The sequence below is a fragment of the Streptomyces sp. NPDC017056 genome (assembly GCF_044332485.1).
Classification (GTDB): domain Bacteria; phylum Actinomycetota; class Actinomycetes; order Streptomycetales; family Streptomycetaceae; genus Streptomyces.
On the sequence record NZ_JBIRPD010000023.1, the window covers coordinates 51887 to 77704 of the forward strand.

13 protein-coding genes are annotated in these 25818 nt (G+C 71.0%); 11 read left to right on the forward strand and 2 right to left on the reverse strand.

Annotation, left to right across the window (positions count from 1 at the left end; all coding sequences use genetic code 11):
* Positions 1-141: 141 nt before the first annotated feature.
* Positions 142-1413, forward strand: a complete 1272-nt coding sequence (locus tag ACH4OW_RS32565) for a glycoside hydrolase family 18 protein (RefSeq protein WP_398031458.1) — start codon at positions 142-144, stop codon at positions 1411-1413.
* Between the two features lie 187 nt (positions 1414-1600).
* On the opposite strand, the gene ACH4OW_RS32570 is transcribed toward ACH4OW_RS32565, so the two are convergent.
* Positions 1601-4045, reverse strand: a complete 2445-nt coding sequence (locus ACH4OW_RS32570) for an ATP-binding protein (protein ID WP_398031459.1) — start codon at positions 4043-4045, stop codon at positions 1601-1603.
* 406 nt (positions 4046-4451) lie between these two features.
* On the opposite strand from ACH4OW_RS32570, the gene ACH4OW_RS32575 reads away from it, so the two are divergent.
* The 9 genes from ACH4OW_RS32575 to ACH4OW_RS32615 all read left to right on the forward strand — a co-directional run bounded on the left by ACH4OW_RS32575 (position 4452) and on the right by ACH4OW_RS32615 (position 13471).
* Positions 4452-4682, forward strand: a complete 231-nt coding sequence (locus tag ACH4OW_RS32575) for an MbtH family protein (protein ID WP_398031461.1) — start codon at positions 4452-4454, stop codon at positions 4680-4682.
* A gap of 180 nt (positions 4683-4862) precedes the next feature.
* The gene (locus ACH4OW_RS32580; RefSeq protein ID WP_398031462.1) at positions 4863-6380 is read left to right on the forward strand and encodes an enoyl-CoA hydratase/isomerase family protein; all 1518 of its coding nucleotides are present in this window, start codon (positions 4863-4865) and stop codon (positions 6378-6380) included.
* Positions 6381-6578: 198 nt separating this feature from the next.
* On the forward strand, positions 6579-7739 hold the full coding sequence (locus tag ACH4OW_RS32585) for a thiamine pyrophosphate-dependent enzyme (RefSeq protein WP_398031549.1): 1161 nt from the start codon (positions 6579-6581) through the stop codon (positions 7737-7739).
* Positions 7736-8761, forward strand: coding sequence for an alpha-ketoacid dehydrogenase subunit beta (locus ACH4OW_RS32590; protein ID WP_398031463.1), 1026 nt, complete (start codon positions 7736-7738; stop codon positions 8759-8761). Before ACH4OW_RS32585 ends, ACH4OW_RS32590 begins: the two co-directional genes overlap by 4 nt.
* A complete protein-coding gene (locus ACH4OW_RS32595) occupies positions 8761-10098 on the forward strand; it encodes a dihydrolipoamide acetyltransferase family protein (protein ID WP_398031465.1) in 1338 nt (445 codons plus the stop codon). Before ACH4OW_RS32590 ends, ACH4OW_RS32595 begins: the two co-directional genes overlap by 1 nt.
* 165 nt (positions 10099-10263) lie before the next feature.
* A complete protein-coding gene (locus ACH4OW_RS32600; RefSeq protein WP_360131943.1) occupies positions 10264-10596 on the forward strand; it encodes an acyl carrier protein in 333 nt (110 codons plus the stop codon).
* A 3-nt stretch (positions 10597-10599) separates the two neighbouring features.
* On the forward strand, positions 10600-11976 hold the full coding sequence (locus tag ACH4OW_RS32605; RefSeq protein WP_398031467.1) for a class I adenylate-forming enzyme family protein: 1377 nt from the start codon (positions 10600-10602) through the stop codon (positions 11974-11976).
* Positions 11977-11996: 20 nt separating this feature from the next.
* Entirely contained in the window at positions 11997-12236 is a 240-nt protein-coding gene (locus ACH4OW_RS32610; protein WP_398031469.1) for an acyl carrier protein, read from the forward strand.
* Complete coding sequence (locus ACH4OW_RS32615; RefSeq protein ID WP_398031470.1) at positions 12236-13471, forward strand: beta-ketoacyl-[acyl-carrier-protein] synthase family protein; 1236 nt, start codon at positions 12236-12238, stop codon at positions 13469-13471. Before ACH4OW_RS32610 ends, ACH4OW_RS32615 begins: the two co-directional genes overlap by 1 nt.
* A gap of 28 nt (positions 13472-13499) precedes the next feature.
* Here ACH4OW_RS32615 and ACH4OW_RS32620 read toward each other — a convergent pair whose 3' ends face one another.
* Positions 13500-14717, reverse strand: a complete 1218-nt coding sequence (locus ACH4OW_RS32620) for an aminotransferase class V-fold PLP-dependent enzyme (RefSeq protein ID WP_398031472.1) — start codon at positions 14715-14717, stop codon at positions 13500-13502.
* Positions 14718-14985: 268 nt separating this feature from the next.
* Between ACH4OW_RS32620 and ACH4OW_RS32625 the strand changes: the two genes are divergently transcribed.
* Entirely contained in the window at positions 14986-25803 is a 10818-nt protein-coding gene (locus ACH4OW_RS32625; protein ID WP_398031473.1) for an amino acid adenylation domain-containing protein, read from the forward strand.
* Positions 25804-25818 lie beyond the last annotated feature (15 nt).

Consider the following 25818-nt stretch of genomic DNA (forward strand, 5'->3'; position numbering starts at 1 on the left):
TGTACGCAGCGCGAAATTGGTCCAAACCATTGACCGAACTGGTCTAGTCCTTCTACCTTCTCCCCCAACACTCAACGCGTTCATGCCAATTCGGAACGCGTGTCCGGCAGCACCCCCTCGACCCCCCTCCGAGGAGACGACATGCTCAGACCGCTCCGCTCGCGATCGCCGCGCCGGCTGGCCGCGGCCACCACCGCACTGTGTACGGCGGCCCTGGCCGGCAGCCTGTTCGCGGGAACGGCCACCGCGAACTCCCCCGCCGCCGCGTCCGCCGCGACGACCGCGTCCGCACCGGCCGCCCCCACGGCGGCCGGCGGCAAGGTGGTCGGCTACTTCACCAACTGGGGCGTGTACGACCGCAACTACCACGTCAAGAACATCCAGACGTCCGGTTCGGCCGACAAACTGACGCACATCAACTACGCCTTCGGCAACGTCCAGGGCGGCAAGTGCGCCATCGGCGACGCGTACGCCGACTACGACAAGGCCTACACCGCCGACCAGAGCGTCGACGGCAAGGCCGACACCTGGGACGCCGGCGCGCTGCGCGGCAACTTCAACCAGCTGCGCAAGCTCAAGAAGCTGCACCCGAACCTCAAGGTGATCTGGTCCTTCGGTGGCTGGACCTGGTCGGGCGGCTTCGCCGAGGCCGCCAAGAACCCCAACGCGTTCGCGCAGTCCTGCCTGGACCTGGTCCAGGACAAGCGCTGGGCCGATGTCTTCGACGGCATCGACATCGACTGGGAGTACCCGAACGCCTGCGGTCTGACCTGCGACACCAGCGGCCGGGAAGCGCTCACCAACCTCCTCAAGGCACTGCGCGCCAAGTTCAACGGCAAGTTGGTGACGGCAGCCATCAGCGCCGACGCCTCGCCCGGCGGCAAGCTGGACGCCGCCGACTACAAGGGCGCGTCCCAGTACGTCGACTGGTACAACCCGATGACGTACGACTACTTCGGCGCCTGGGACGCCAAGGGACCGACAGCCCCGCACTCGCCCCTGACCTCGTACAACGGCATCCCCAAGGCCGGTTACAACACCACCGACACCATCAAGAAGCTCAAGAGCCTGGGCGTCCCCGCCAACAAGCTGCTGCTGGGCCTCGGCTTCTACGGACGCGGCTGGCAGGGCGTGACCCAGGACGCCCCGGGCGGCACGGCGACGGGCGCGGCGCCCGGCAAGTACGAGGCGGGCATCGAGGACTACAAGATCCTCAAGACCCGCTGCCCGGCAACCGGCAAGGTCGCCGGCACGGCCTACGCGAAGTGCGGCACCCAGTGGTGGAGCTACGACACCCCGGAGACCATCGGCACCAAGATGGCATACAAGAACCAGCAGGGACTGGGCGGCACGTTCTTCTGGGAACTGAGCGGCGACACGGCGAACGGCGAGCTGATCAAGGCCATCCAGTAGCAGTCCAACAGGGCGCAGCTCTGCACGAGACACCAGGTCGCAGCGGTGTCGCAGCAGCGAAAGCGCAACAGCGACGCAGCCGGACCCGTCCTTCGCGGGCCCGGCTGCGTCCGCGTGCACACGCACACCCAGCCGCCCCGCAGGAACCCGCCCCCGCGCCGGCTCGGGTCTTGGTGGCGTCCGTTTCCTATTCCTGCTGGGTCTGGGCGGCCCATGCGGCGATGTGGGAACGCGAGCGCAGGCCGAGCGTGCCGCGAATGTTGCGGACGTGTGTTTCCACCGTGCGCACCGACACGTGAATCCGCGAAGCGATCTGACGGTTCGTCAAGCCCTTTATGACCAAGGCGGCAACGGTCCACTGGCGTGGGCTCAACGGGCCGTGGCCGGCCTCGTCCTGGGCCGGGGCCGATGGCTGTCCGTCGCCCAGCGCGTACGCCACCACATCGTCCGAGCGGAGCGCACGGCCCAAGGCCAGCTCGCGGTCCGCCCGGGTGGCCAGCCCGCTCATGCCGGCGGCCTTGGCTGCCTCGACCCGTTGACGCCACCAAGGATGGGGCCGCAATCCGCAGGTGGCCGACTCGTCCATCGCCTCGGCTGCCGAGATCAGGTGGAGTCCGCGGTCGAACTGGAGGCGCCGGACAGCCACGACGGCCAGCCCTTCGATCAGCCCGGCCGCATGGCCAGGCTCCTCCGTCACCGAGCGCAGCGGTTCGGCGAAGTACCTCTCCGCCGTCGAAAGGTCGTCACACTCGACGGCGAGCGCCCCTGCCACATTCATGACGTCGCACTGCCACTCCGGCGGAAGAGCCTGCACGGCGGGCAGCGCCCTGCCGATCAGCCGGGCCGCCGAGGCGGGATCGCCGCAGGTCAGCTCGTGCCTGGCGAGGTGACCCACGCCTACCGCGAAGGTCGGTTCGTCACCCAGGCGTTCGCTGATGCGGACGCTCGCGGTGAGGACTTCGAGGGCTCCGGAACGGTCGCCGGAATGCTCCTTCAAGAGGCTGAGCCGCAGCAGAAGGCGGCACAGCAGGGGGCTCGGCGCGGCCGCGCGTTCCCCGTCGACCGCCTCCTGGATGACGCGTAGCGCCTCGACGTGCGCACCGCGCCGAGCGGCCAGCACCGCCGCTCCCTCAAGAGCGATCGCCCTGTAACGCGACTCGGGGTGCCCGGTGTGCAAGGCGCTGCGGACGAGGCGTGCCACGTCCGTCCCGGCCGCCGGGGTCGTGTCCAGGGTGACCAACCCGCCTGCCAGCAGCAATCGGCGTTCGTCATCGCCGCCGGCCGGCCTTTCGAGGGCGTGTCGCAGGTTGGCGAGTTCGGTCCCCGCCATACGTAACGTGTCGAAAGGCGCGATTCCTGTTTGCCACAGCGGACTGACCAGAGTCGCCAGCCACCGAGTGAGTCCCTCGTATGCCGGTGCCTCCTCGTGCAGGTCGCGGAGTTTCTGGTGGGCGTAGCCTCGGACCGGCTCCAGCATCAGGAACCTGCCGGCTCCCGATTCCTTCCGGCCCCGCCTGGTGGGGGACTGAATGACGGACTTGGATTCAAGCGCCGTCAACAGCTCGGGCACCGACGCCGCCGGGACTTCGTCCGTGACCACGGCGGCCGCCGCGTCCACTCCGAAGCCGCCCGGGAAGACCGAGAGCCAGCGGAAGAGCAGCTGCTCCGCGGGCTTGAGCAGGTCGTAGCTCCAGGTGAGCGCCGCCTGCCAGCTCCGGTGACGGGCGGACGCCGTCCGCCACCCGCCGACCAGCAGCGAAAGCGGGTCGTCCAGCCGTTTGCGCAGCTCTGCCACGGAGAAAGTCCGAAGCAGCTGTGCGGCGAGTTCGATGAGGAGCGGGAGGCCGCCCAGCCGCTCGCAGACGGCCCGGATGTCCGCAGCGTTCTCCTGCGAAAGTTCGAAGTCCGACACCACGGCGCGCGCCCGGTCGGCGAACAGCCGGACCGCGTCGGACCGCAGGTATTCGGTGGCCGACGACTTGTCGCCAGGGCCGGGCAGCGACAGCCCGTGCACCGGATACAAGGTCTCGCCCGGTACCCGCAGCACCTCGCGGCTGGTGGCGAGGACCTGTAGCCCGGGGTGCCGGGCGAGCAGCCGGCCCACGAGGAGTCCGCACTCGCCGATCACGTGCTCACAGTTGTCGATAACCAAAAGCCCGCCGGACAGCTTGGCACCCGCCCCCCTCGCCTCCGCCGAAAAGATGTCGGTGCCGATATGGCTGTCCAGCGCCGCGGAGACCCGGCCCGCCACGGACTCCTGCCCGGCACACGCCCCGAGTTCGGCCACCATGACCTTCTGGCGCCTGCCCCGTTGCTCCTTCCCGGCCACTTCGAGTGCCAGTCGCGTCTTCCCCACGCCCGCGGTGCCCGTCAGCGTGAGCAGGCGGGTGCCCCGAAGCAGCCTGCTGACCTCCACCATCTCGTCCACACGGCCGACGAAGCTGCTCAGCGGGGTCAGCAGATCGCCGGACGTTTCCGTGGCCAGAATCTCGCTTTTCACGCGTCGCCGATAGGCGCGCTGTCGGCATGCATTCGAGCAGTATCGAGCAGCTGAGGCTTCGGTTTTGCATCCTTTCCCCAGGAGAGAACCACATGAATCACAGGAATAAGGCATAAAATTCGGATCGACCATGAACAACTCCATGAGAATCGGAGGGAAGTCCCGCGCGATGGGAAGGGGGATCTCATGGACGGTGCGGAGTAGTCAGCCATTTTTATGGTAGGGACCGTCACCCGAGGTTTCAAGGGTTTCGTTTTTCCTCATATTATGACAACACTTCCGGCCGTCGGAAGGTCGGGCAGGGGTACACCCCAAGGCTTCTGCCCGAGTGCGGGGGCCCACTACACCGCCCACTCCGCGAACTTTGGCTTCCGACCGCGCACTTGCCCTATTGGCCATGTGGCGCCTTTTCGTCTTGCGCATTTATCCAGAGCCCCGAATTCGAGCGACCCTATCGCCTTTCCGCCTGCGAACGAACCTGCGTAACTGCGGTCATCGCCGATACCCGAAGCGTTCGGCGTCTGGAACCTTCGGGGGCATGAACCCCTTTGACGATCCGGACGACGAGTTCCTCGTACTGGTCAACGACGAGGGACAGCACTCCCTCTGGCCTGCCGCCTTCGACGTGCCCGACGGCTGGCGCGTGGCCAACGCCCGGGACAGCCGTTCCGGTGCCTTGGCGTACATCGAGGAGAACTGGACGGACATGCGGCCCAAAAGCCTGGTCGAGGCGATGAACGGTTGCGCCCCGCCGGCGCCCGCCCCGTGATCGCTTCCGTGAACAGGCGCCGGTCTCGGGCGATGTGCCGATCGGAAACCGTCGTCCCGGCACGCCGGGTCGTCCTGCCCCGAGCCGTGCCCGGTCGCCTCTCCCCGGAGTTTCCCCGCGCACGTAACGGCGGTGATCGCGGATGGTCCGGGGTGTACGACCGGACAGAGAGTGGGCCGTATGGAATTTTCGGATCCGGACGCCACGTCTGTGAAGGTGTCACAGGCAGTCAAGCCGTCCACGACCTGGCTCTCGGCCGGAGGGCACGCCGATACCCCGGCCCCCCGCGAGGCGGAGCACTTCGCCCAGGAGGACGACTGTATCGCCGGCGTCCGCGAACTCCCCACGCTGAGTGGCGTGTTCGGCGCGGATCGGCAGCGGGTGTCCCGTTCCCTCACAGAGCTGGTGAGGGCGGTGGACGCACTGCCGCCGAAGGCTAAGCGGTCACAGGACCTGAGGCTGCATGCCGAGGGCCTGCACGAGCGAGCCCGCGTGCTCCGCCGGAGATTCCTGGGCCTCCATGCCGAGCGGCTCTACGAGGAACTTACCGAGGGGCTCACCCGGTCGTTGCGCGTGGAGGAGGTCGCCGTACTCGCCGCCGAGCGCTGTCCGGGGCTTGTACCGGGTTCCGAACGCCTGGCGGCGGAGGCGCGGTTGCCGCAGTGGGAGAAGGAGGGGTGGGAGATCGACCAGGGCCTCCTCTTCCAGGCCCTGTTCGGCTCGGCTGTCGCGGGGCCGCACCTGTTGCGTTCGATGCTGCGGCCGACACGGCGGTCGGTCGCGGCGTTGCCCGGGTTCCGTGCCACCGGCCGTGCGGACCTGGAGGCCGTCTCGGTGACCCGGAGGAAGGGGATCGCCCAGGTCGAGGTGCGCAACGACGCGTACCTGAACGCGGAGGACGACGCCCTGGTCGAAGCTCTGGAGACGGCGACGGACCTGGTGCTGCTGGACGAGGAGAGCCGGGTGGGCGTCCTGCGGGGAGGGGTGATGTCGCACCCCGCCTACCGGGGCCGGCGGGTGTTCAGCGCGGGCATCAACCTGACCCACCTGTTCCAGGGAAAGATCTCCCTCGTGGGCTTCATGCTGCGGCGCGAAGTCGGCTACCTGGCCAAGTTCGTCCACGGGTTGCTCCACGGGGAGGACGGCCCGGGAGGGCTGCCTCCGCGCGTGGTCAAGCCGTGGGTGGGGGCGGTGGATTCGTTCGCGATCGGCGGCGGCACGCAGATTCTGCTGGCGCTGGACCGGGTGGTCACCGCCGAGGACGCGTGGTTCAGCCTGCCCGCGATGGACGAGGGGCTGGTGCCGGGGGCCGCGAATCTGCGGCTGGTCCATGCGATGGGCAGTCGCCCGAGCAGACAGATGATCTTCTGGGGCCGGCGGCTGCGGGCCGGAGATCCGGAGACGTCTTCGCTGTGCGACCAGGTCGTGCCGGCGCGGGAGCTGGACGCCGCGGTGGAGCGGGCGGCGGTGCACCTGGACAATCCGGCGGTCGCGGCGAACAAGCGGATGCTGGCGATCGGTGAGGAGCCGTTGGACGTGTTCCGCCAGTACATGGCGGTATACGCGATCGAGCAGGCCGTCCGCATGTACAGCCCCGACCTCATCGCCAATCTGGAACGAACATGGATCAACCGGTCGCGCCGGCACCCGTCCGGAGTCTGGGATGCGCGCCGGGATGCGGATCGACGCCGGCCCTGACTCCGGCGGACCGGCCCGTCCCCGCTTTCCGGGCCGGTGCCCGTGAGCCGTACGCGGGACCGTCGGCCGACGACGGTGCCGGGCCGGTCGCCAGGCCCGGCACGGCCCGCTTCGCCCCGCACGGTCCGCGGGTCTCGCCGGCTCCCGCGACGCGGAGCCGGGCCACCGCAAGGAGGAGGCGCACGCGTGAAGAGCAGCATGGCCCCGTCGCGAGGCGGTCCCGCACCGGCCGATCGGCCCGTACCGCCCTACCGGCGGGAATGTCCCGCCGCGGCGCCGCTGCTTCCCGATGAGCGGCCGGTTCGCGTGTTCGGTACTCCGGCCGAGGCCGCGGCCGATCCCGCTTTGTTGCTGCGTCTTTACGGCGGGCTGGTACGGGGCCGCAGGTTCAACACGCAGGCCACGGCGCTGACACGGCAGGGCAGGCTCGCGGTGTACCCGTCGAGCACCGGTCAGGAGGCGTGCGAGGTGGCGGCTGCGGCCGTCCTCGCCGAGCGCGACTGGCTGTTCCCCAGCTACCGCGACGCGCTGGCCGTGGTCGCCCGTGGCGTGGACCCGGTGGAGGCCCTGACGTTGCTGCGCGGCGACCGGCACACGGGGTACGACCCGTACCGGCACCGTGTCGCGCCGTTGTCCACTCCGCTCGCGACGCAGTTGCCCCATGCTGTGGGTCTCGCGCACGCTGCCCGCCTCAAGGGCGAGGACGTGGTGGCACTCGCGCTCGTCGGCGACGGCGGCACGAGCGAGGGCGATTTCCACGAGGCCCTGAACGTCGCGGCCGTGTGGCGGGCGCCCGTGGTCTTCCTCGTCCAGAACAACGGCTTCGCGATCTCCGTGCCGCTGGCGAAACAGAGCGCGGCTCCGACGCTGGCGCACAAGGCCGTCGGGTACGGGATGCCGGGCCGCCTGGTCGACGGCAACGACGTGGCGGCCGTCCACACGGTCCTCGCCGGGGCGGTGGAGCGGGCACGGGGCGGTGGGGGCCCGACGCTCGTCGAGGCCGTCACGTACCGCGTGGAGGCCCATACGAACACGGACGACGCGACGCGGTACCGCGAGGACGACGAGGTGGCCGCGTGGCGCGCGTACGACCCGGTGGTTCTGCTGGAGGGCGTGCTGCGGGACCGGGGCCTGCTGGACGACGAGACGGCGGCTCGTGTGGCGGGAGAGGCGGAGGAGATGGCGGCGCACCTGCGGGAGCGGATGAACGCGGATCCGGTGCTCGACCCGATGGACCTGTTCGGGCAGGTGTACGCGGAACGTACGAGCCAGTTGGCGGATCAGGCCCGCAGCCTGCAAGCCGAACTGGAGGCGGCGGCGGATGCGGCCGGGTCGCCGGGACGGGGTGACGCCCGATGACCACGGCCGCGGCGCAACCGGCCGCGTGTGCGGAGAGGCCGGCCACGATGGCGCAGGCGTTGCGGCGCGCCTTGCGCGACGCGATGGCCGAGGACCCCTCGGTCCACGTGCTGGGAGAGGACGTCGGCACGCTCGGCGGCGTCTTCCGCATCACGGACGGCCTGGCGAAGGAGTTCGGGGACGACCGGTGCACGGACACCCCGCTCGCGGAGGCCGGCATCCTCGGCACGGCGGTCGGCATGGCCATGTACGGCCTGCGGCCGGTGGTGGAAATGCAGTTCGACGCCTTCGCGTATCCGGCGTTCGAGCAGTTGGTGAGCCATGTGGCCAAGATGCGCAACCGTACCGGTGGCGCGATACGGATGCCGCTGACCGTACGCGTCCCCTACGGCGGCGGGATCGGCGCCGTCGAGCACCACAGCGACTCGTCGGAGGTCTACTACATGGCCACGCCGGGCCTGCACGTCGTCACCCCGGCGACCGTGGAGGACGCCTACGGGCTGCTGCGTGCCGCGATCGCCTCGGACGACCCGGTGGTGTTCCTGGAGCCGAAGCGGCTGTACTGGTCGAAGGCGCGGTGGTCGCCGGGGGCGCCGGCGGCTGTGGGGCCGATCGGCAGGGCCGTGGTGCGGCGTTCCGGTTCCAGCGCCACGCTGATCACGTACGGGCCGAGTGTGCCGGTGTGTCTGGAGACGGCGGAGGCGGCGCGCGCCGAGGGCTGGGATCTGGAGGTGGTGGACCTCAGGTCGCTGGTGCCCTTCGACGACGAGACGGTGGTGCGGTCGGTGCGGCGCACGGGGCGTGCGGTGGTGGTGCACGAGGCGGCGGGGTTCGGTGGTCCCGGAGGGGAGATCGCGGCGCGGGTGAGTGAGCGGTGCTTCCATCATTTGGAGGCGCCGGTACTGCGGGTGACGGGGTTCGACATTCCTTATCCGCCACCGATGCTGGAGCGGCATCACCTTCCCGGGGTGGACCGGGTGCTGGACGCCGTCGCGCGGCTGCAGTGGGAGGCGGAGAGCTGATGGCCCGGATGCACGAGTTCCGGCTGCCCGATCTTGGTGAGGGGCTGACCGGGGCGGAGATCGTGGGCTGGCTGGTGGCGGTCGGTGATGTCGTCGTGGTGGATCAGCCGGTGGTGGAGGTGGAGACGTCGAAGGCGCGGGTGGAGGTGCCTTGCCCGTATGACGGGGTGGTGGCGGCGCGCTTCGGTGAGGAGGGCAGTGAACTCCGGGTCGGGGAGCGGCTGATGACCGTCGCCGTCGGCGGCGGCAGCACGGTGCCGGTGCCCGGCGACGCGGTACCACGGGCGGAAACCTCGTCCGGCCTGCCGGGCCCGCCCGGCCCTTCGGGCGAGCGTGACACGTCGGGCAATGTGCTGGTCGGTTACGGCACGACAGCGCCCTCCGCACGCCGCCGGCGGGTGGCACCCGACGGCCTGCGGGCCCACGGCCCTCCGCCGGACGGCGCTTTCGTGGACAGTGGTCCCGCGGCGAGCGTGGGCGCTCGGGATGCGGCCGTTGCGACCGGGCCGGTGCCAGTGGTGTCGCCGCCGGTGCGGCGGCTGGCCAGGCGGCACGGTCTCGATCTGCGGCAGCTGGCCGGGGCGGGGCGTCAGGGCTTGGTCCTGCGGACGGACGTGGAGCGGGCGATCGAGCAGAGGGCGGCGGCGAAGGGCTCGCGGGTGCCGCTCAAGGGTGTGCGGGGCGCGGTCGCGGAGAAGATGGCCCGCAGCCGACGGGAGATTCCCGAGGCGACCTGCTGGGTGGACGCGGACGCGACGGAGTTGTTGGCGGCCCGCGCCGTGATGAACGCGGCGGGCGGCCCGAAGATCTCCGTGCTCGCGCTGCTCGCCCGCCTCTGCACGGCGGCGCTCGGCCGGTTCCCCGAGCTGAACGCCACGGTGGACGCGGCGGCCCGGGAGGTCGTACGGCTGCCCGCCGTGCACCTCGGTTTCGCCGCGCAGACCGACAGGGGCCTGGTCGTGCCGGTCGTGCGCGACGCGCACACCCGCTCCGCCGAATCGCTGGCGCAGGAGTTCGCGCGCCTCTCCGACCGTGCCGTGCAGGGGACGCTGGCGCCCGCCGAGGTGACCGGCGGCACCTTCACACTCAACAACTACGGTGTCTTCGGCGTCGACGGTGCCACCCCGATCATCAACCATCCCGAGGCCGCCATGCTCGGCGTCGGCCGGATCGCGCCCAAGCCGTGGGTACACCACGGCGAGCTGGCGGTACGCCGGGTCGTCCAGCTGTCCCTGGCATTCGACCACCGTGTTTGCGACGGCGGTGTCGCGGGCGGCTTCCTGCGCTACGTGGCCGACTGCGTCGAGCAGCCGGCGATACTGCTGCGCATCCTCTGAGAACGCGATCCGGTCTGCTCAGGCGGTGGGTGACGTAACGGTGGACATCGCCGATAGCCGCATCCCGCCGGTCGGCCGCAGAGTGGGCAGCACGGCATCGTCGGCTCTGAGCCCGAGGGCCGCCACCGGGCACGCGTCCATGCTGTGGCGAGAGGAATCCTTACTGTGATCAGGAAGAGCGACCTCCAGAGGATCGTGACGGAAGCCCTGTCCCTCCAGGCGTCCGGAGAGGTCGGCTACGACACCCCGCTCGCCCTGGACTCCTTCTCGTTCGTCCTGCTCCAGCACCTCCTGGAGGAACGTCACGGCATCGAATTCGAGCCGGAGCAGGTCGTTCTCAACGGTTTCGCTTCGGTCAGGGACATCCACCTCTGTCTGGCGGCGAACTTCCCGGCCGACGTGGAGGCGCCCACGGCCGCGTCAACGGGGAAGCGCCCGTCGTGCACGCCGCACACGGTCCGGTCCGAACCGGCCGGCAACCAGACGGTGAAGGAGTGAGCCATGGCTGCACGAGCATGGTGGGGCGAAGAACTTCTGGACCGGGGGCCCGAGGACGCCCCGCTGGCCCGGCTTCGTGGGCGTCTGACACGCGGCGGCCTGCGTTCCGGCGCACGGGAGCTGGCGGACCTGTTCCGCAGTGCGGGCATCGGCCCGGGGGCATCCGTCGCCGTGTACGTGCCGCCCGGGTTCACCCTGATGCGGACCCTGGTCGGCCTGTGGTCGGTCGGCGCGCAGCCGATCCTGATCGACGCCCGCGCCCCGCTCGGCGAGCGGGAGCGCCTCGTCGCGCTGTGCGAGCCGCAGTTCCTGGTTGCCGCGGCGGTCCCGGAGGGTGGCGACGGGGGGCTCGTGGAGGAGAGTCCTCTCACGGTCTCCGTCCGGCCCGGTGGCCGCCCCGCGGACGAGGACATCTGCCTGGTGCAGTTCAGTTCCGGGTCCACCGGTGTGCCCAAGGTCATCGGGCGCACCGGCCGGTCGCTGCGGGACGAACTCGTGCGCTACGCGTCCCTGGACGGCATGCCCGGCAGGGGGGAACGCATCCTCCTGCTGAACTCGCTCGTGCACACCGTGGGGCTCATCGGAGGGTTCCTGCACGCGCTCGGCTCGGGCGCGGAGCTCGTGCTCCCGGTCGGCACCCGCATCGGCGCGGTACTGGAGACCGGCCGGGAGGCCGAGGTGCACGCCGTCTTCGGAATCCCCCTCCACTTCGACCTGCTGTCGCGTGCCTCCGGCCGGCCCTTGCGGTCGCTGCGGGTCACCATGTCGGCCGGTGAACCGCTCCCCGAGGCCGCCTACGACCGCTTCCTGGAGAGGTACGGCGTGCCTGTCGGGCAGATTTACGGGATGACGGAGACGGGCATGGTGACCGGTGACCTGACCGGGTCCAAGAGCCGCGCGCCGTGGGTCGGTTACCCGGCCGGCGACACGGTGGAACTCAAATCCGTGGACTCGGAACTCCACGTGCGGGTCGACCGCTCGCCCTACCTGCACGGCCACGCCGACCGTTACGCGGGCGGCTGGCTGCGTACCTACGACCGGTGCGTACTGGACGAGTCGACGGGAGCGCTCGCGATTCTCGGGCGCCTGGACTCCGTCGTCACGGTGGGGGGCATGAAGGTCGATCTGGCCGAGATCGAGGGGGTGCTGCGGGGGCATCCGGCGATTCAGGAGGCGGTCGTCGTCCACAGCGGTGCGATCGAGGCGTACGTGGGAGGCGAAGGGCTTCCGCCGTCCGGCGAACTGATCCGCTGGTGTCAGCGGAACCTGAGCCCTGCCAAGGTTCCGAAGGCCGTCTTCACGTCGACGGCCGTGCCCCGCAACAGGAGCGGGAAGCTCCTGCGGAACAGGGACCTGCTCAGGTCCCACTCGTGGGAATGACCCGCCAAGGGAGCGACGGTATGAATGCCACTGAGGAGCGGATGGCCGCGGTGCTGTCCACCAGGTTCAAGGTCGAGCGGGGGGCGATCCGCTCGGAATCGGTGTTCGGGGCGCTCAGATTCGACTCCCTGACCCTCATCGAGCTGGGACTCGCCCTGGAGGACGAGTTCGGGGTCCTGATCGAGGACGGCGAGCTGACCGTCTCGATGACCGTGCGCGACGCCGCCCGGCTCGTCGAGGCTCGGGAGGCCGCGCTCTGATGGCCGGGGAGAAGGCGTCGTTCGGGGCGGCGATCACCGGGCTCGGCCTGGTGACGCCGGCCGGCATCGGGATCAAGGAGAACTGGGACCGCGTCACATCGGGCCGCTCGTGCGCGGCGGCGGACGAGACACTGCGGGGCCTCCCGGTCGGTGTCACCTGTCGTGTACCGGGCTTTGACGCCGAAGCCCTCCTGGGGGGCTTCTCCGCGTGGGGGTTCGACCGGTTCGCGCAGTTGGCGATCGTCGCCTCGCGCCAGGCACTGGCGGACGCGGGCTGGGATCCGGCGCGGTGGGACGGCGCCCGCGTGGGGGTCGTGCTCGGCAATTCGCTCGGTGGGATGCAGTCCCTGGAACGCCAGCACACCACCCTGCTCAAGCGGGGACCGCGCAAGGTCTCCCCGCTCACCATCCCGATGTTCATGGTGAACATGGTCGCCGGTCATGTGGCGATCGACATCGGGGCGAAGGGCCCCAGCGAGGTCAGCGCCGCCGCGTGCGCCGCGGGCGGCACGGCGGTGGGCGCCGCACGCGAACTGCTCCGCTCGGGCGTCTGCGACGTGGTCGTGGCCGGCGGCACCGAGTCCGCGCTGACCCCGCTTGTCGTCGCCGCGCTCGGCAAGATGGGTGCGCTGTCCGGGCGTACGGACGAACCAGGCGGGGCCTCTCGCCCCTTCGACGCGGGCAGGGACGGGTTCGTGGCCGCCGAGGGCGCGGGCGTGCTGGTCCTTGAGCGGACCGCGGACGCCCGCGCCCGGGGCGCCAGGGTCCACGCCGTGCTCCGCGGCTACGGCAGCGCCTCGGACGCCCACCACCCCACCGCGCCGGATCCGGGCGGCCACGGCATCGAGCGGGCGCTGCGCGCCGCTCTGGCGGACGCCGGCCTCGGGCCGCCCGACGTCGACCACGTCAACGCCCACGGAACGGCCACCGTCCTCAACGATGTCGCCGAGGGCCGGATGCTGCGCCGGGTGCTGGGCGACCGGCCCCTCGTCACGTCCACCAAGGGCGTCATCGGTCACTCGCTGGGTGCGTGCGGCGCGATCGAAGCCGCCTACACCGCACTCGCCGTCGAACACCACAGCGTGCCGCCCACCGCCAACCTCACGCGGCTCGACCCGGAAGTCGAGATCGACGTGGTGAGCGGCGCGCCGCGCAGCGCTCCGGTCGATGTCGCCGTCAGTACCTCGATGGGGTTCGGCGGTCACAACGCGGCGCTCGTCCTGACAGCTTCCTGACCGCGCCGGCACCGGTGTTCCGCTCTCGTCAGCAGCGCGTGAAGTAGCCCACCACGTCGAGGAGCAGGCCGACGTCCGCCGGCGAGTTGAACCAGTGGCAGGAGACCCTGACCCCGCCCACCCCGGCCGTGTACCGCACGCTCACCGCGACACCGGCCCCGCCCAGGCAGTCCATCAGGGCCGTGTCCGCCTTGCTCGTGCCCAGAGTGAATGTGACGATGCCGGAGCGGAACCGCCGGCGGCGCGGCGTGACGACGAGGAGGCCCAGGCGGTCCAGCCCGGCGAGCAGCTGGTCGGTGAGCGCGATGATGTGGTCGGCCATCGCCGGAGGCCCCACTTCGATCACCAGGTCGAGGGCGGAGGCCAGCGCGATGCCTCCGGGGTAATTCGCGGTGCCGCCGATTTCCCAGGCCCGCGCGTCGCCGGTGTACGTGAAGTCCTGGAAAGGACTGATGTCGGGACGCAGGAAGGCTTTGCCCCAGGTGTCGGCGGGCGGCTCGGCCGCGAAGAAGCCTGCCATCGGGCGGTGCAGTCGCTCCCGGATACCGGGCGCGAGATAGAGGAATCCCGTACCGAAAGGCGAGTTGAGCCATTTGTGTCCGCTGCACACCAGGATGTCCACGGGTGCCGTGGATACGTCGAACGGAAGGGCACCGACGTGCTGGGCGGCGTCGACCACCAGCCAGATTCCACGGCTGCGGCACATCTCCGACACGGCGGCGAGGTCCGCGCGGAAGCCGTTGGTCCATTGCACGGAACTCAGCGCGAGAACCGCCACGTCTTCGTCGAGACAGGCGCGCAGGACGTCGACCGAGACCTCTCCCGCGGTGTGCGGCACCCGGCGGATGCCGATGCCGCTCCGCGCCAACTGCGACCAGGTGACGCCCATCTGGATGTATTCGAGGTCAGCGAGGGCCACGGCGTCCCCGGGCTTGAGCGGTAACGCCTGCGCGGCGATCGACAGGCCGTGGGTGGCGCTCTCGACGAGTGCGATGTCCTGCGGCTGTGCGCCGATGAGGCGTGCCACGCGGGGACGGGCCGCGTCCCGCGCCGTATTCAGCTCGCCGTGGTGGGCCGTGCCCGAATCCGCCGGAATCCACTGGGTCCGCTCGGTGAAATGGGTGACGGCGTCCACGGTGCGCTGCGCAGCCACACCGATGCAGGCGGCATCCAGGTAGGCGCGTTCCCTCGTCAACGGGAACTCTGCTGAGGCCATCTTCGACAGTTCATCCCGGATGGCCGTCATGTGCTGCTGCCTTTCTGTGAACCGGCCTGGTCCGCGGAGTGAGGCGTGCTCCTTACGCCAGCGCCAGCGCGCCACCATGTACCTGGCTCAAGAATCCAGAAAACCGCCGGTCGGAGCATCAGTGGTGTCCACAGTTACATTCCGCCGACCCGGAAAGGCCGCGGCGGCCACTTCTTCACGGCCGTAACGGCGGCGAACGCTGATATCGCCGGGCCGACGCGGCACCGGATGGTTGGGGGAACACCGTCGAGTGGTTGGGGTGGCCGGCGTGGACCGATCTGGTGAGGGGCTCCTGCGGCTGACCGCGGCCCAGGAGGGCATGTGGTTCGTCCAGCACCTGGCTCCGGGAACTCAGTCCTATCGATGTGCGGAGATCCTGGAGATCCACGGTGCGGTCGACGTCGGCCTGTTCCAGCGGGCTGCGGAGCAGCTCCTCAAGGAGAACGAGGCGGGCCGGTTCCTGGTCACCGAGACACCGGAGGGCCTGCGCCAGTTCCCGGGCCCCGGGGAGCAGCCGCGGGTGAGGGACGTCAGCGGCGAGAGCGACCCTTGGGGCGCCGTACAGACCTGGACGCAGGCCGAGTCGGCCCGCCGGGTCGACCTGGCGCGCGACCCGCACAGCACGACGGTCCTGTTCCGCGCCGCCTCCGACCATTTCTATTGGGCGCAGGTGTTCCACCATGCGCTCCAGGACGGCCACGGCAACACACTGACCGCGCGCCGCATGGCGGAGATCTACACCGCGCTGGCCGAAGGGGGCTCCGCCACAGGCCCGGCCCTGCCCCCGTACCGGCAGCTGGTGGAGGCGGACGAGGCGTACCGACGCTCCGAGCAGTACGCCCAGGACCGCGAGTACTGGCGGGAGCAGCTGGCCGGCGGCCCCGCACCCGTCACCCTCGCCGGCCGGACCGCGCCCGCGTCCCACGCGAACCTGCGGCACACCGCGGAGCTTTCCCCCGGCCAGTCCGCCCGTCTGCGGGCAGCGACCCGGCGTCTCGGTGTGCACTGGCCCGCGCTGGTGATCGCGGCCACCGGGGCCTACCTCCAGCTGGCCACAGGGGTCAGGACCGTGGTGCTGGGAATGCCGGTCACCGCCCGGATGGAGGAGGAGACCCGGTCGGTTCCGGGCATGATGGCGAACATCCTGCCCCTGCGGTTGACGGTGGTGCCGGAGAGGAGCCTGCGCGAGTTCGTCGTGGAGACGAGGACGGCCGTCAGCGCGGCCCTGCGTCATCAGCGCTACCGGCTGGAGCAGATGAGACGGGACCGCGGTCTCACGAACTCGGACGAGCCCCTGTGCGGCCCGCATGTGAACATTCAGCCGGCCCCGTTCGACATCACGTTTGCCGGCCACCGGACCACCGCGCACAACGTCGCCAACATTCCCGTCGAGGACCTGGCGTTCGTCGTGCACGACCGCAGGTCGGACGGCATGCACCTCTACGTGGACGCGAATCCGGCGCTGTACCGGGCCGACGACGTCGCTCTGCACGCCGAGAGGTTCGCACGGTTCCTGGACGATCTCGCCACGCTGGACCCGGACAGTCCGTTGGGCGCGGTCGAGCTGTTGGGGAAGGCCGAGCGGCATCGCGTGCTGGTGGAGTGGAACGACACCGCGCGCGAGGTGCCGGCCGCCACGGTGCCGGAAGTCTTCGCCGCCCAGGCGGCCCGCACCCCGGACGCGGGGGCGGTGGCGTCCGGCGCGGAGCGGTTGTCGTACGGGGAGCTGGACGAGCGGTCCAACCGGCTCGCGCGTCTGCTGGCGGACCACGAGGTGGGGCCGGAGTCGCCGGTGGCCGTGCTGATGGGGCGCTCCCCCGAGCTGGTTGTCGCCTTGCTGGCGGTGCTGAAAGCGGGCGGCGCGTACGTGCCGCTGGACGCGCGCGCCCCGGCGGAGCGCATGCGGCGGCTGCTCGCGGAGACCGGGGCCGGTGTGCTGCTGGTCGACGCCGGGGCCGGCGGGAGCGGTTTCGCGCGGCACGCGGCCACGTCGGGTGTCCGCGTGGTCGAGGCCGGGCCCGGCATCGGCGGTGACGGGTCGGCGCTGCCGGCCAGGTGCGTACCGGGCCAGTTGGCGTACGTCATGTACACATCCGGATCGACCGGGGCGCCGAAGGGGGTCGCCATCACCCACCAGGACGTGGTGGACCTGGCGGGTGACGCGTGCTGGCGTCACGAGGAGCCGCTGCGGGTGCTGTTCCGGTCGCCGCACTCCTTCGACGCCTCCACGTACGAGTTGTGGACGCCGTTGCTGAGCGGCGGACTGGTCGCGCTCGCACCGGAGGCGCAGTTCGACGCGGTGCTCCTGCGATCGTTGATCGAGCGGTACGCCCTGACGCACGTCCATGTCACGGCGGGGCTGTTCCGGGTCGTGGCCGAGGAGGACCCGACCGCGTTCACCGGTATCACCGAAGTCCACACGGGTGGTGACGTCGTACCCGCCGCTGCCGCGCGCCGCGTGCTGGAGGCCGCGCCGGGGATCACCGTACGGAACACCTACGGTCCGACGGAGATGACGTTGTGTTCCGTGCAGATTGCCGTGGACCGTCCTGATGATGTGGGCCGGGTGCTGCCGATCGGGCGCCCCATGGACAATACGCGGGCGTATGTGCTGGACGGTGATTTGCGGTTGGTTCCCGCCGGAGTGGCGGGTGAACTGTATCTGGCGGGCGCGGGAATGGCGCGCGGTTATGCGGGCCGGGCGGATTTGACGGCGGAGCGGTTCGTGGCGAATCCGTTCGCGTGCGGGGAGCGGATGTACCGCACGGGTGACGTGGTGCGATGGAGCGCCGACGGGGCGATGGAGTTCGTGGGGCGTGCCGACGACCAGGTGAAGATCCGGGGTTTTCGGGTCGAGCCTGCCGAGGTGGAAGCCGTCCTTGTTTCGCACGAGGAAGTGGCCGAGGCCGCGGTGGTGGTGCGGGAGGACACGCCTGGGGACAAACAGCTGGTGGCTTATGCGGTAGCGGGTTCCGCGGGCGTGGGTGCGGGCTTTGCCGGGGAAGTAAAGGAGTATGTCGGGCAGTTCTTGCCGGATTACATGATGCCGGCGGCGGTGGTGGTCCTGGACTCATTGCCGGTGACGGTGAACGGGAAGTTGGATCGGCGGGCGTTGCCGGATCCGGACCACCGGTCCGTGCCGGGGGGCGGCCGTGGCCCCGCATCGGCGCGGGAGGAGATCCTTGCCTCCGCCTTTGCCCAGGTTCTGGGTCTCCAGCGGGTCGGAGTGGACGACAACTTCTTCGACCTCGGAGGACACTCACTTCTGGCGATCCGTCTGATCAGCAGGATCAGGGCGGCTCTGGACGCCGAGGTGCCGATCAGGCAGGTGTTCGATACGCCGACCGTGGCCGGGCTCGCCCGACGGCTGCGAGGCACCCGCCCCGCGTGCACCCCGCTGGTGGCGGGACCCAGGCCCGACCGGGTTCCGCTCTCCTTCGCGCAGCGACGGCTCTGGTTCCTCTCGCAGTTGGAAGGCCCGAACACCACCTACAACATCCCGATCGCCGTGCGGCTGACCGGTGTGCTGAACGTGCGGGCACTGGCGGACGGGCTCGCGGACGTAGTGGCCAGACACGAGGTCCTGCGCACGGTCTACCCGTCGGCCGAGGGTGACCCGTGGCAGCGGATCCTTCCTCCGGACGCGGCGCGCCTGGACCTGGCCGTGACCGAGGTTTCGCGGGCGGATCTGGACGCGCGGGTGACCGAGGCCGCCACGCAGACCTTCGACCTCACGGTGGAACTTCCCGTCCGGGCGGCGCTGCTGTCGGTCGCGCCGGACCACGCCCCGCCCGGTGACGAGGGGGACCGGCCCCCGGAGCACGTACTCGTGCTGGTCATGCACCACATCGCGGGAGACGCCTGGTCGATGGGGCCACTGTGGCGGGACCTGTCGAGGGCGTACGCTGCGCGCCGAACCGGACAGGCTCCCCTATGGGAGCCGCTGCCGGCGCAGTACGCGGACTTCGCGCTCTGGCAGCGTGCGCTGGCCGACGGTGACGGTCACTCCGCACTCGCCTCGCATCTCGCCCACTGGCGGGAGAAGCTGGCGGGGACGCCGGAGGAGATCGTCCTGCCCGTCGACCGGCCGCGTCCCGCGGTGGCGAGCCATCGCGGCGGGCGCACCGACGTACACGTTCCGGCCGGACTGCACGCCCGCCTGCACAGGCTGGCGCAGCGCCAGGGCGTGACGATGTTCATGCTGCTGCACGCGTCGCTGGCGGCACTGCTGTCCCGGCTGGGCGCCGGCCACGACATCCCGGTCGGCAGTCCGGTCGCGGGCCGTAGCGACGAAGCCACCGACGACCTGGTGGGGTTCTTCGTCAACACGCTCGTCGTGCGGACCGACGTGTCGGGAGACCCGGCGTTCACCGAGCTTCTCGACCGGGTACGGGAGACGGTCCTCGACGCCTTCGAGCACCAGGACATCCCCTTCGAGCGGCTGGTCGCGGAGATCGCGCCGCAGCGGTCGCCGGCGCGGCACCCGCTGTTCCAAGTGATGCTCGCGGTCCAGAACACCGGCACCGCGGCGCTGGAACTGCCGGGGCTGCGGACCGAGGCGCGCCCCGCCGGACGGCCCGCGGCCAAGTTCGACCTGGACATCCAGTTCACCGAGCGATTCGCGCCCGACGGCTCACCGGCCGGCCTGTTCGGTGACATCGTCTTCGCCACCGACCTGTTCGACCGGTCCACCGCGGAGGAAATCGCCCACCGGCTCCTGAGGGTGCTGGAGGCCGCCACCACCGACCCCGCCCAGCCCGTCGGCCGGATCCGCATCCTGGGCGGCGAGGAGCGGCACCGCCTGCTGGCGGAGTGGAACGACACGACGTGCGACGCACCGGTAGGCACGGTGCCGGAGCTGTTCGCGGCCCAGGCAGCACGCACCCCGACGGCACCTGCGTTGCTGGCTGGGGATCGCGAGCTGTCGTACGCGGAAGTGGAGGCACGCTCCAATGCCCTGGCGCGGCGGCTCGTGGGCCGGGGCGTGGCGCCCGAGGCGCGGGTGGCCGTGCTGATGGAGCGCTCCCCCGAGCTGGTTGTCGCGTTGCTGGCGGTGCTGAAAGCGGGCGGCGCGTACGTGCCGCTGGACGCGCGCGCCCCGGCGGAGCGGATGCGGGTGCTGAAAGAGGAGGCGGCGGCGGAGGTACTGCTGGTCGACGCCGCGATGAGCGGGCACCGGGCGGTCGGCGCGTTCCGGGCGCGGGGTGGTGTCGTCGTGGAGGTCGGGACGGACGCGTCCGGAGACGGATCGGCGCCGGCGCCCCGCGCCGTCCCCGACCAGTTGGCGTACATCATGTATACGTCAGGGTCGACCGGGGTGCCCAAGGGGATCGCGGTCACCCATCGGAACGTGGTGGAACTGGCGGGTGACGCGTGCTGGCGTCACGGGGAGCCGCTGCGGGTGCTGCTGCGCTCCCCGCACTCCTTCGACTCGTCGACGTACGAGCTGTGGGCGCCGTTGCTGAGCGGCGGACTGGTCGCGCTCGCACCGGAGGTGCAGTTCGATGCGGCGCTCCTGCGGTCGTTGATCGAGCGGTATGCGCTGACGCACGTTCATATGACGGCGGGGCTGTTCCGGGTCGTGGCCGAGGAGGACCCGGCCGCGTTCACCGGTATCGCCGAGGTCAATACCGGGGGCGACGTCGTACCCGCCATCGCGGCGAGGCGGGTGCTGGAGGCCGTTCCCGGCGTGGTCGTGCGCAATCTGTACGGCCCGACGGAGATGACGTTGTGTTCTGTGCAGATCGCTTTGGACGGTCCCGGTGACGTGGGTCGGGTGCTGCCGATCGGACGCCCCATGGACAATACGCGGGCGTATGTGCTGGACGGTGGTTTGCAGTTGGTTCCCGCCGGAGTGGCGGGTGAACTGTACCTGGCGGGCTCGGGGACGGCGCGTGGGTATGTGGGCCGGGCGGGTTTGACGGCGGAGCGGTTCGTGGCGAGCCCGTTCGGGAGTGGGGAGCGGATGTACCGCACGGGTGATGTGGTGCGGTGGAATGTTGACGGGGTGCTGGAGTTTGTGGGGCGTGTGGACGAGCAGGTGAAGATTCGGGGTTTTCGGGTCGAGCCTGCCGAGGTGGAAGCGGTTCTTGTTTCGCACGAGGGGGTTGCCGAGGCCGCGGTGGTGGCGCGGGACGATGTGCCTGGGGACAAAAGGCTGGTGGCTTATGTGGTTGCGGATTCGGGGTGTGCGGGTGAGGGGTTTGCCGGGCAAGTAAGGGAGTTCGTGGGGCGGTTGTTGCCGGATTACATGGTGCCGGCGGCGGTAGTGGCCCTGGACTCACTGCCCGTGACGGTGAACGGCAAGTTGGACCGCCGGGCGTTGCCGGCTCCGGACTACGGGCCGGTGCCGGGTGGTGGCCGCGGTCCGGTGTCGGTGCGGGAGGAGATCCTTGCCTCAGCCTTCGCCCAGGTGCTGGGTCTCCAGCAGGTCGGAGTGGACGACAACTTCTTCGACCTCGGAGGGCACTCGCTGCTCGCCGTGGCGCTCGTGGAGCGGCTGCGCGCCCGGGGTGTCCCGGTCGACGTACGTACTCTGTTCGCTGCGCCCACCGTGGCCCGGCTGGCCGCCGCCGAGGTCCGCGACGAGGTCGAGGCGCCGCCGTGCCGGATCCCGGAGCAGGCGTCGGCGATCACGCCGGGGATGGTGCCGTTCTCCGGGCTGTCCGCCCGCGAACTGGCCGACGCGGTGGCCGGTGTGCCCGGCGGCGCCGCGAACGTGGCCGACGTCTACCCGCTGGCTCCCTTGCAGCAAGGGCTCTTCTTCCACCACCAGTTGGAGGCCGGGGACGGCCACGATCCCTACCTTCTCCGGCAGGTCCTGCGGTTCGATTCCCGGGCGCGCCTCGATGCCTTCGTGGCCGCCTGGCAGCATGTCGTCGACCGGCACGACGTGCTGCGTACCGCCCTGGCCTGGCAGGGGCTGCCGCACCCGGTGCAGGTGGTGCACCGGCGCGCCGGCATTCCGGTGATCGAGGTCGATCCCGGCCGGGCGGCCGGCGACGACGCGACGCGCCTGCTGACCGAGGCCGCGGGAACCGCCCTGGACCTGAACCGTGCCCCGCTGATGGACGCGCATGTCGCGGCGGAACCGGGCAGCGGCCGGTGGATCATGTTGCTGCGGATGCACCACATCATCCAGGATCACACCGCGCTGGAAGTGATGCTCGACGAGGTACGGGAGTTCCTCGCCGGAAGGGAGGCCACGCTGCCCGCGCCACTGCCCTACCGCGCCTTCGTCGCGCAGGCCCTGCTCGGCGTCCCGCAGGAGGAACACGAGGCGCACTTCTCGGCGCTCCTCGGCGACGTCACCGAGCCGACCGCGCCGTTCGGTGTGGAGCGGGCACGAGGAGGCGTCGGTGCGGTCAGCGAGGCCCGGGGCACGGTGGACGACGGGCTCGCGGCCCGGGTACGGGAACAGGCGCGCCGGTACGGGGTCAGTCCCGCGACGGTCTTCCACGTGATCTGGGCGCGGACACTGGCCGCTGTCTCGGGACGCGACGACGTCGTGTTCGGCACCGTGCTGTTCGGCCGGATGCGGGCCGGAGCCGGAGCCGACCGGGTCCCGGGACTGTTCATCAACACACTGCCCGTACGGGCCCGCATCCGGGGCACGACGGTGGCGGAAGCGGTCGGCGCCATGCGGGCCCAGCTGGCCGACCTGCTCGTACACGAGCACGCGTCCCTCGCGCTGGCCCAGCGCGCCAGTGGTGTCACAGCGCCGGCTCCGCTGTTCACCACCCTCTTCAACTACCGGCACAGCGACGCCCGCCGCCAGGGCCGGGCGCTGTTCGACGGCGTCGAGGTGCTCTCGGCGAAGGGGCGGACCAACTACCCCCTCACGGTGTCCGTGGACGACCTCGGGTCGGGGTTCGTGGTCGTCGCGCAGGCTGCGGAGCCGATCGGTCCCGAGTCGGTGCGCGCCCGGTTCCTGGCCGCGACCGAGGGAGTGGTGTCCGCCCTGGAGTCCGGTCCCGGCACCCCGCTGGGCCGGGTGTCCGCCCTGGGCGAGGCCGAGCGGCACCGGATCCTGGTGGAATGGAACGACACGGCCCGTGAGGTGCCCGCGACGACGCTGCCGGAACTGATCGCCGAACAGGCCGCCCGTACCCCCGGCGCCGTCGCGGTGGTCTCGGGCGACGCCCGGCTGACGTACACGGAACTCCAGGAGCGTTCGAACGCACTGACCCGGTTGCTGGTAGCCCGGGGAGTGGGGCCCGAGTCGCGCGTGGCGGTGGTCGTGCAGCGCTCGGCCGCGCTGGTCGTCGCCTGCCTGGCGGTGCTCAAGGCCGGAGGCGCGTACGTGCCCGTCGACCCGGCGTATCCGGCGGAGCGGATCGCGGGCACGATGGCCGACGCCGGGGTGGTCGCCGTACTCACCCATACATCGGTGGCGGGCCGGCTGGAGGAGGCGGTTCCCGAGGGGGCCGCGGCGCCGCCCCGTATCGTCCTGGGCACTCCCGAGGTCTCCACCGCGCTGGCCGCGGCGGGCAGGCAGGCGCTCGCCGACACGGAGCGCCGGGGCCGGCTGCGGCCGGAGCACCCCGCGTACGTGATCTACACCTCCGGCTCCACCGGCCGTCCCAAGGGCGTCGTGATCGAACACCGGTCGGTCGTCGCCTACCTGGCCCGGGAGCGTGAAGTGCACGGCGACGTGGCGGGAGGCACCGCACTGCTCCATGCCTCGATCTCGTTCGACGCGACGGTGACCGCCCTGTACGTCCCGCTGGTCTCCGGCGGGGCGGTACGGCTGGCGGACCTGGACGAGGAGGTGGTGTCAGGACCGCGGCCGTCGTACATGAAGGTGACCCCGTCACACCTCCCCCTGCTGGCGGCGCTCCCGCCCGGGGCGTCCCCTTCGGGCACGCTGATCGTGGGTGGGGAGGCGCTGTCCGGCGAGGTGCTCGCCCCGTGGCGGCGCCGCCACCCGGACGCCGTCGTGGTGAACGCCTACGGCCCCACCGAGGTGACGGTCAACTGCCTCGACCACCGGATGGAGCCCGGTACACCGACACCGCGGGGGCCTGTCCCGGTCGGACGCCCCTACTGGAACACCCGGGTGTACGTACTCGACGCCGGGCTGTGCCCCGTGCCTCCGGGCGTGCCCGGGGAGCTGTACGTGGCGGGGGCCCATGTGGCACGCGGCTATCTGGGCCTGGCCGCGCTGACGGCGGAGCGTTTCGTCGCCGACCCCTACCGGTCCGGGGAGCGGATGTACCGCACCGGTGACGTGGTGAAGTGGAGCCCCGAGGGGCTGGTGGAATTCGTCGGCCGCGCCGACCACCAGGTCAAGATCCGCGGCTTCCGGATCGAGCCGGCCGAGATCGAGGCGGCCCTCGTGGCCGACGCGCGGATTTCCCGGGCCGTGGTGACGGTGCGGGAGGACACCCCCGGAGACAAACGCCTGACCGCCTACGTCGTCCTGGCCTCCCCCGGCGGGGCAGTCGGCGCCGCGGAGCTGCGGGCAGCCGTCGCCGGCCGGCTGCCGGCCCATATGGTGCCTGCCGCCGTGGTCGTGCTGGACGCGCTGCCGCTCACGGCGAACGGGAAACCGGACCGGCGGGCCCTGCCCGCGCCCGAGTATCCGACCGATGTGACGGGCCGGGAGCCGCGGTCGCGCCGCGAGGCGGAACTGTGCGAACTGTTCGCCGAGGTGCTCGGCGTCGAGCGGATCGGCATCGACGACAGTTTCTTCCTCCTCGGGGGCCACTCGCTGCTCGCCACCCGGCTGGTCGGCATCGTCAACGAACGCCTGGCCGCGGCCCTGCCGCTAAAGGTGATCTTCGAACACGACACCGTCGCCGCGCTCGCGCCTCTGCTGGAGGAGGCCCCGGCGAACGGGGCGGCGGGCTTCCCCGCCGCCGCGGACCAGATGATCGCCGACGTCCACCTCGACCCCGCCGTCACGGCCGAGGGGCGCACACCCCGGGTCCCGGACGGGCAGGCCCCGCGGAGCGTGTTCCTCACCGGCGCCACGGGATTCCTCGGCTCGTTCATCCTCCGCGAGGTGCTGGACCGGACGGCCGCAGACGTCTACTGCCTGGTGCGTGCGGCCGGTCCGGGCGAGGCCCTGAAGCGGATCCACCGGAACATGGACGGATACGGACTGTGGGAGAACCGGTTCGAGGGGCGGATCGTCCCCGTCCCGGGAGACCTGGAGCAGCCCCTCCTGGGACTGGCGCGGGAGCGCTTCGACCACCTCGCGCAACAGGTCGACACCATCTTCCACAACGGCGCCCGGGTCAACCTCACCGAACCGTACGCACGGCTCAGGAACGCCAACGTGTCGGCGGTACGGGAGATTTGCCGGCTGGCGGCCCTGCACCACGTGAAGCCGGTGCACTATGTCTCCACGCTCAGTACGGCCATCGCGGGCCCCGACGACCCCGAGGTCCTGCCCGAGGCATGGCGCAGCGACCCCGCCCTGCTGGAGTTCAGCGGCTACGCGGCGAGCAAGTGGGTCGCGGAAGGGATCGTCCGCCTCGCGGGCGAACGGGGCATCCCGACGGCCGTCTACCGCCCGGCACACGTCAGTGGGGACTCCCGGACCAGCGTGGTGAGCGGCGACGGCGCGCTCTGGCACTTCCTCAGGGCCTGCGTCGAGCTGGGCGCACGCCCGTCCACGCGGGTCGACTTCCAGGCGAACCTGGTCCCCGTGGACTTCGTCGCCAAGGCGTTCGCCCACCTCGCGCTCGGCGAGCGGGCGGACGGAACGGTCTACAACATCGCCGCACCGGCCGCGACCGAGACCGTGACCATGCTGGACCAGGTGGCCGCCCTCGGCTACCCCCTCCAGCCCGTCCCGTACGACGAGTGGCACAAGAGGCTCGGGGAAGCGGCGCTGGAGACGCCCGTGTCCGAGCGGACGTCGCTGCACGCCGCCCTGCTGCTGGCCGGCGTTCCGCGGCCCGCCACCGGCGCGTACCGGCTCCGGGCCGACCTGGACAACCTCCTCAGCGGGCTGGCCGGTAGCCAGGTCACCGGGATTCCCGTCGGGTCCGAACTGCTGCACCAGTACCTCAGGTACTTCATCGAGACGGGTTTCCTGCCGAGGCCGCCGGAAGCCGTCCTCAAGAGCGGTGCGTGATGCCGGCCGGCCCGA

Excerpts from the sequence above, each read along its gene's own strand:
- ACH4OW_RS32575 (WP_398031461.1), top strand. The coding sequence starts at position 4,452 with ATGAACCCCTTTGACGATCCGGACGACGAGTTCCTCGTACTGGTCAAC.
- ACH4OW_RS32605 (WP_398031467.1), top strand. The coding sequence starts at position 10,600 with ATGGCTGCACGAGCATGGTGGGGCGAAGAACTTCTGGACCGGGGGCCC.
- ACH4OW_RS32565 (WP_398031458.1), top strand. The coding sequence starts at position 142 with ATGCTCAGACCGCTCCGCTCGCGATCGCCGCGCCGGCTGGCCGCGGCC.
- ACH4OW_RS32615 (WP_398031470.1), top strand. The coding sequence starts at position 12,236 with ATGGCCGGGGAGAAGGCGTCGTTCGGGGCGGCGATCACCGGGCTCGGC.
- ACH4OW_RS32595 (WP_398031465.1), top strand. The coding sequence starts at position 8,761 with ATGGCCCGGATGCACGAGTTCCGGCTGCCCGATCTTGGTGAGGGGCTG.
- ACH4OW_RS32610 (WP_398031469.1), top strand. The coding sequence starts at position 11,997 with ATGAATGCCACTGAGGAGCGGATGGCCGCGGTGCTGTCCACCAGGTTC.
- ACH4OW_RS32570 (WP_398031459.1), bottom strand. The coding sequence starts at position 4,045 with ATGGTCGATCCGAATTTTATGCCTTATTCCTGTGATTCATGTGGTTCT.
- ACH4OW_RS32620 (WP_398031472.1), bottom strand. The coding sequence starts at position 14,717 with ATGACGGCCATCCGGGATGAACTGTCGAAGATGGCCTCAGCAGAGTTC.
- ACH4OW_RS32585 (WP_398031549.1), top strand. The coding sequence starts at position 6,579 with ATGGCCCCGTCGCGAGGCGGTCCCGCACCGGCCGATCGGCCCGTACCG.
- ACH4OW_RS32580 (WP_398031462.1), top strand. The coding sequence starts at position 4,863 with ATGGAATTTTCGGATCCGGACGCCACGTCTGTGAAGGTGTCACAGGCA.
- ACH4OW_RS32590 (WP_398031463.1), top strand. The coding sequence starts at position 7,736 with ATGACCACGGCCGCGGCGCAACCGGCCGCGTGTGCGGAGAGGCCGGCC.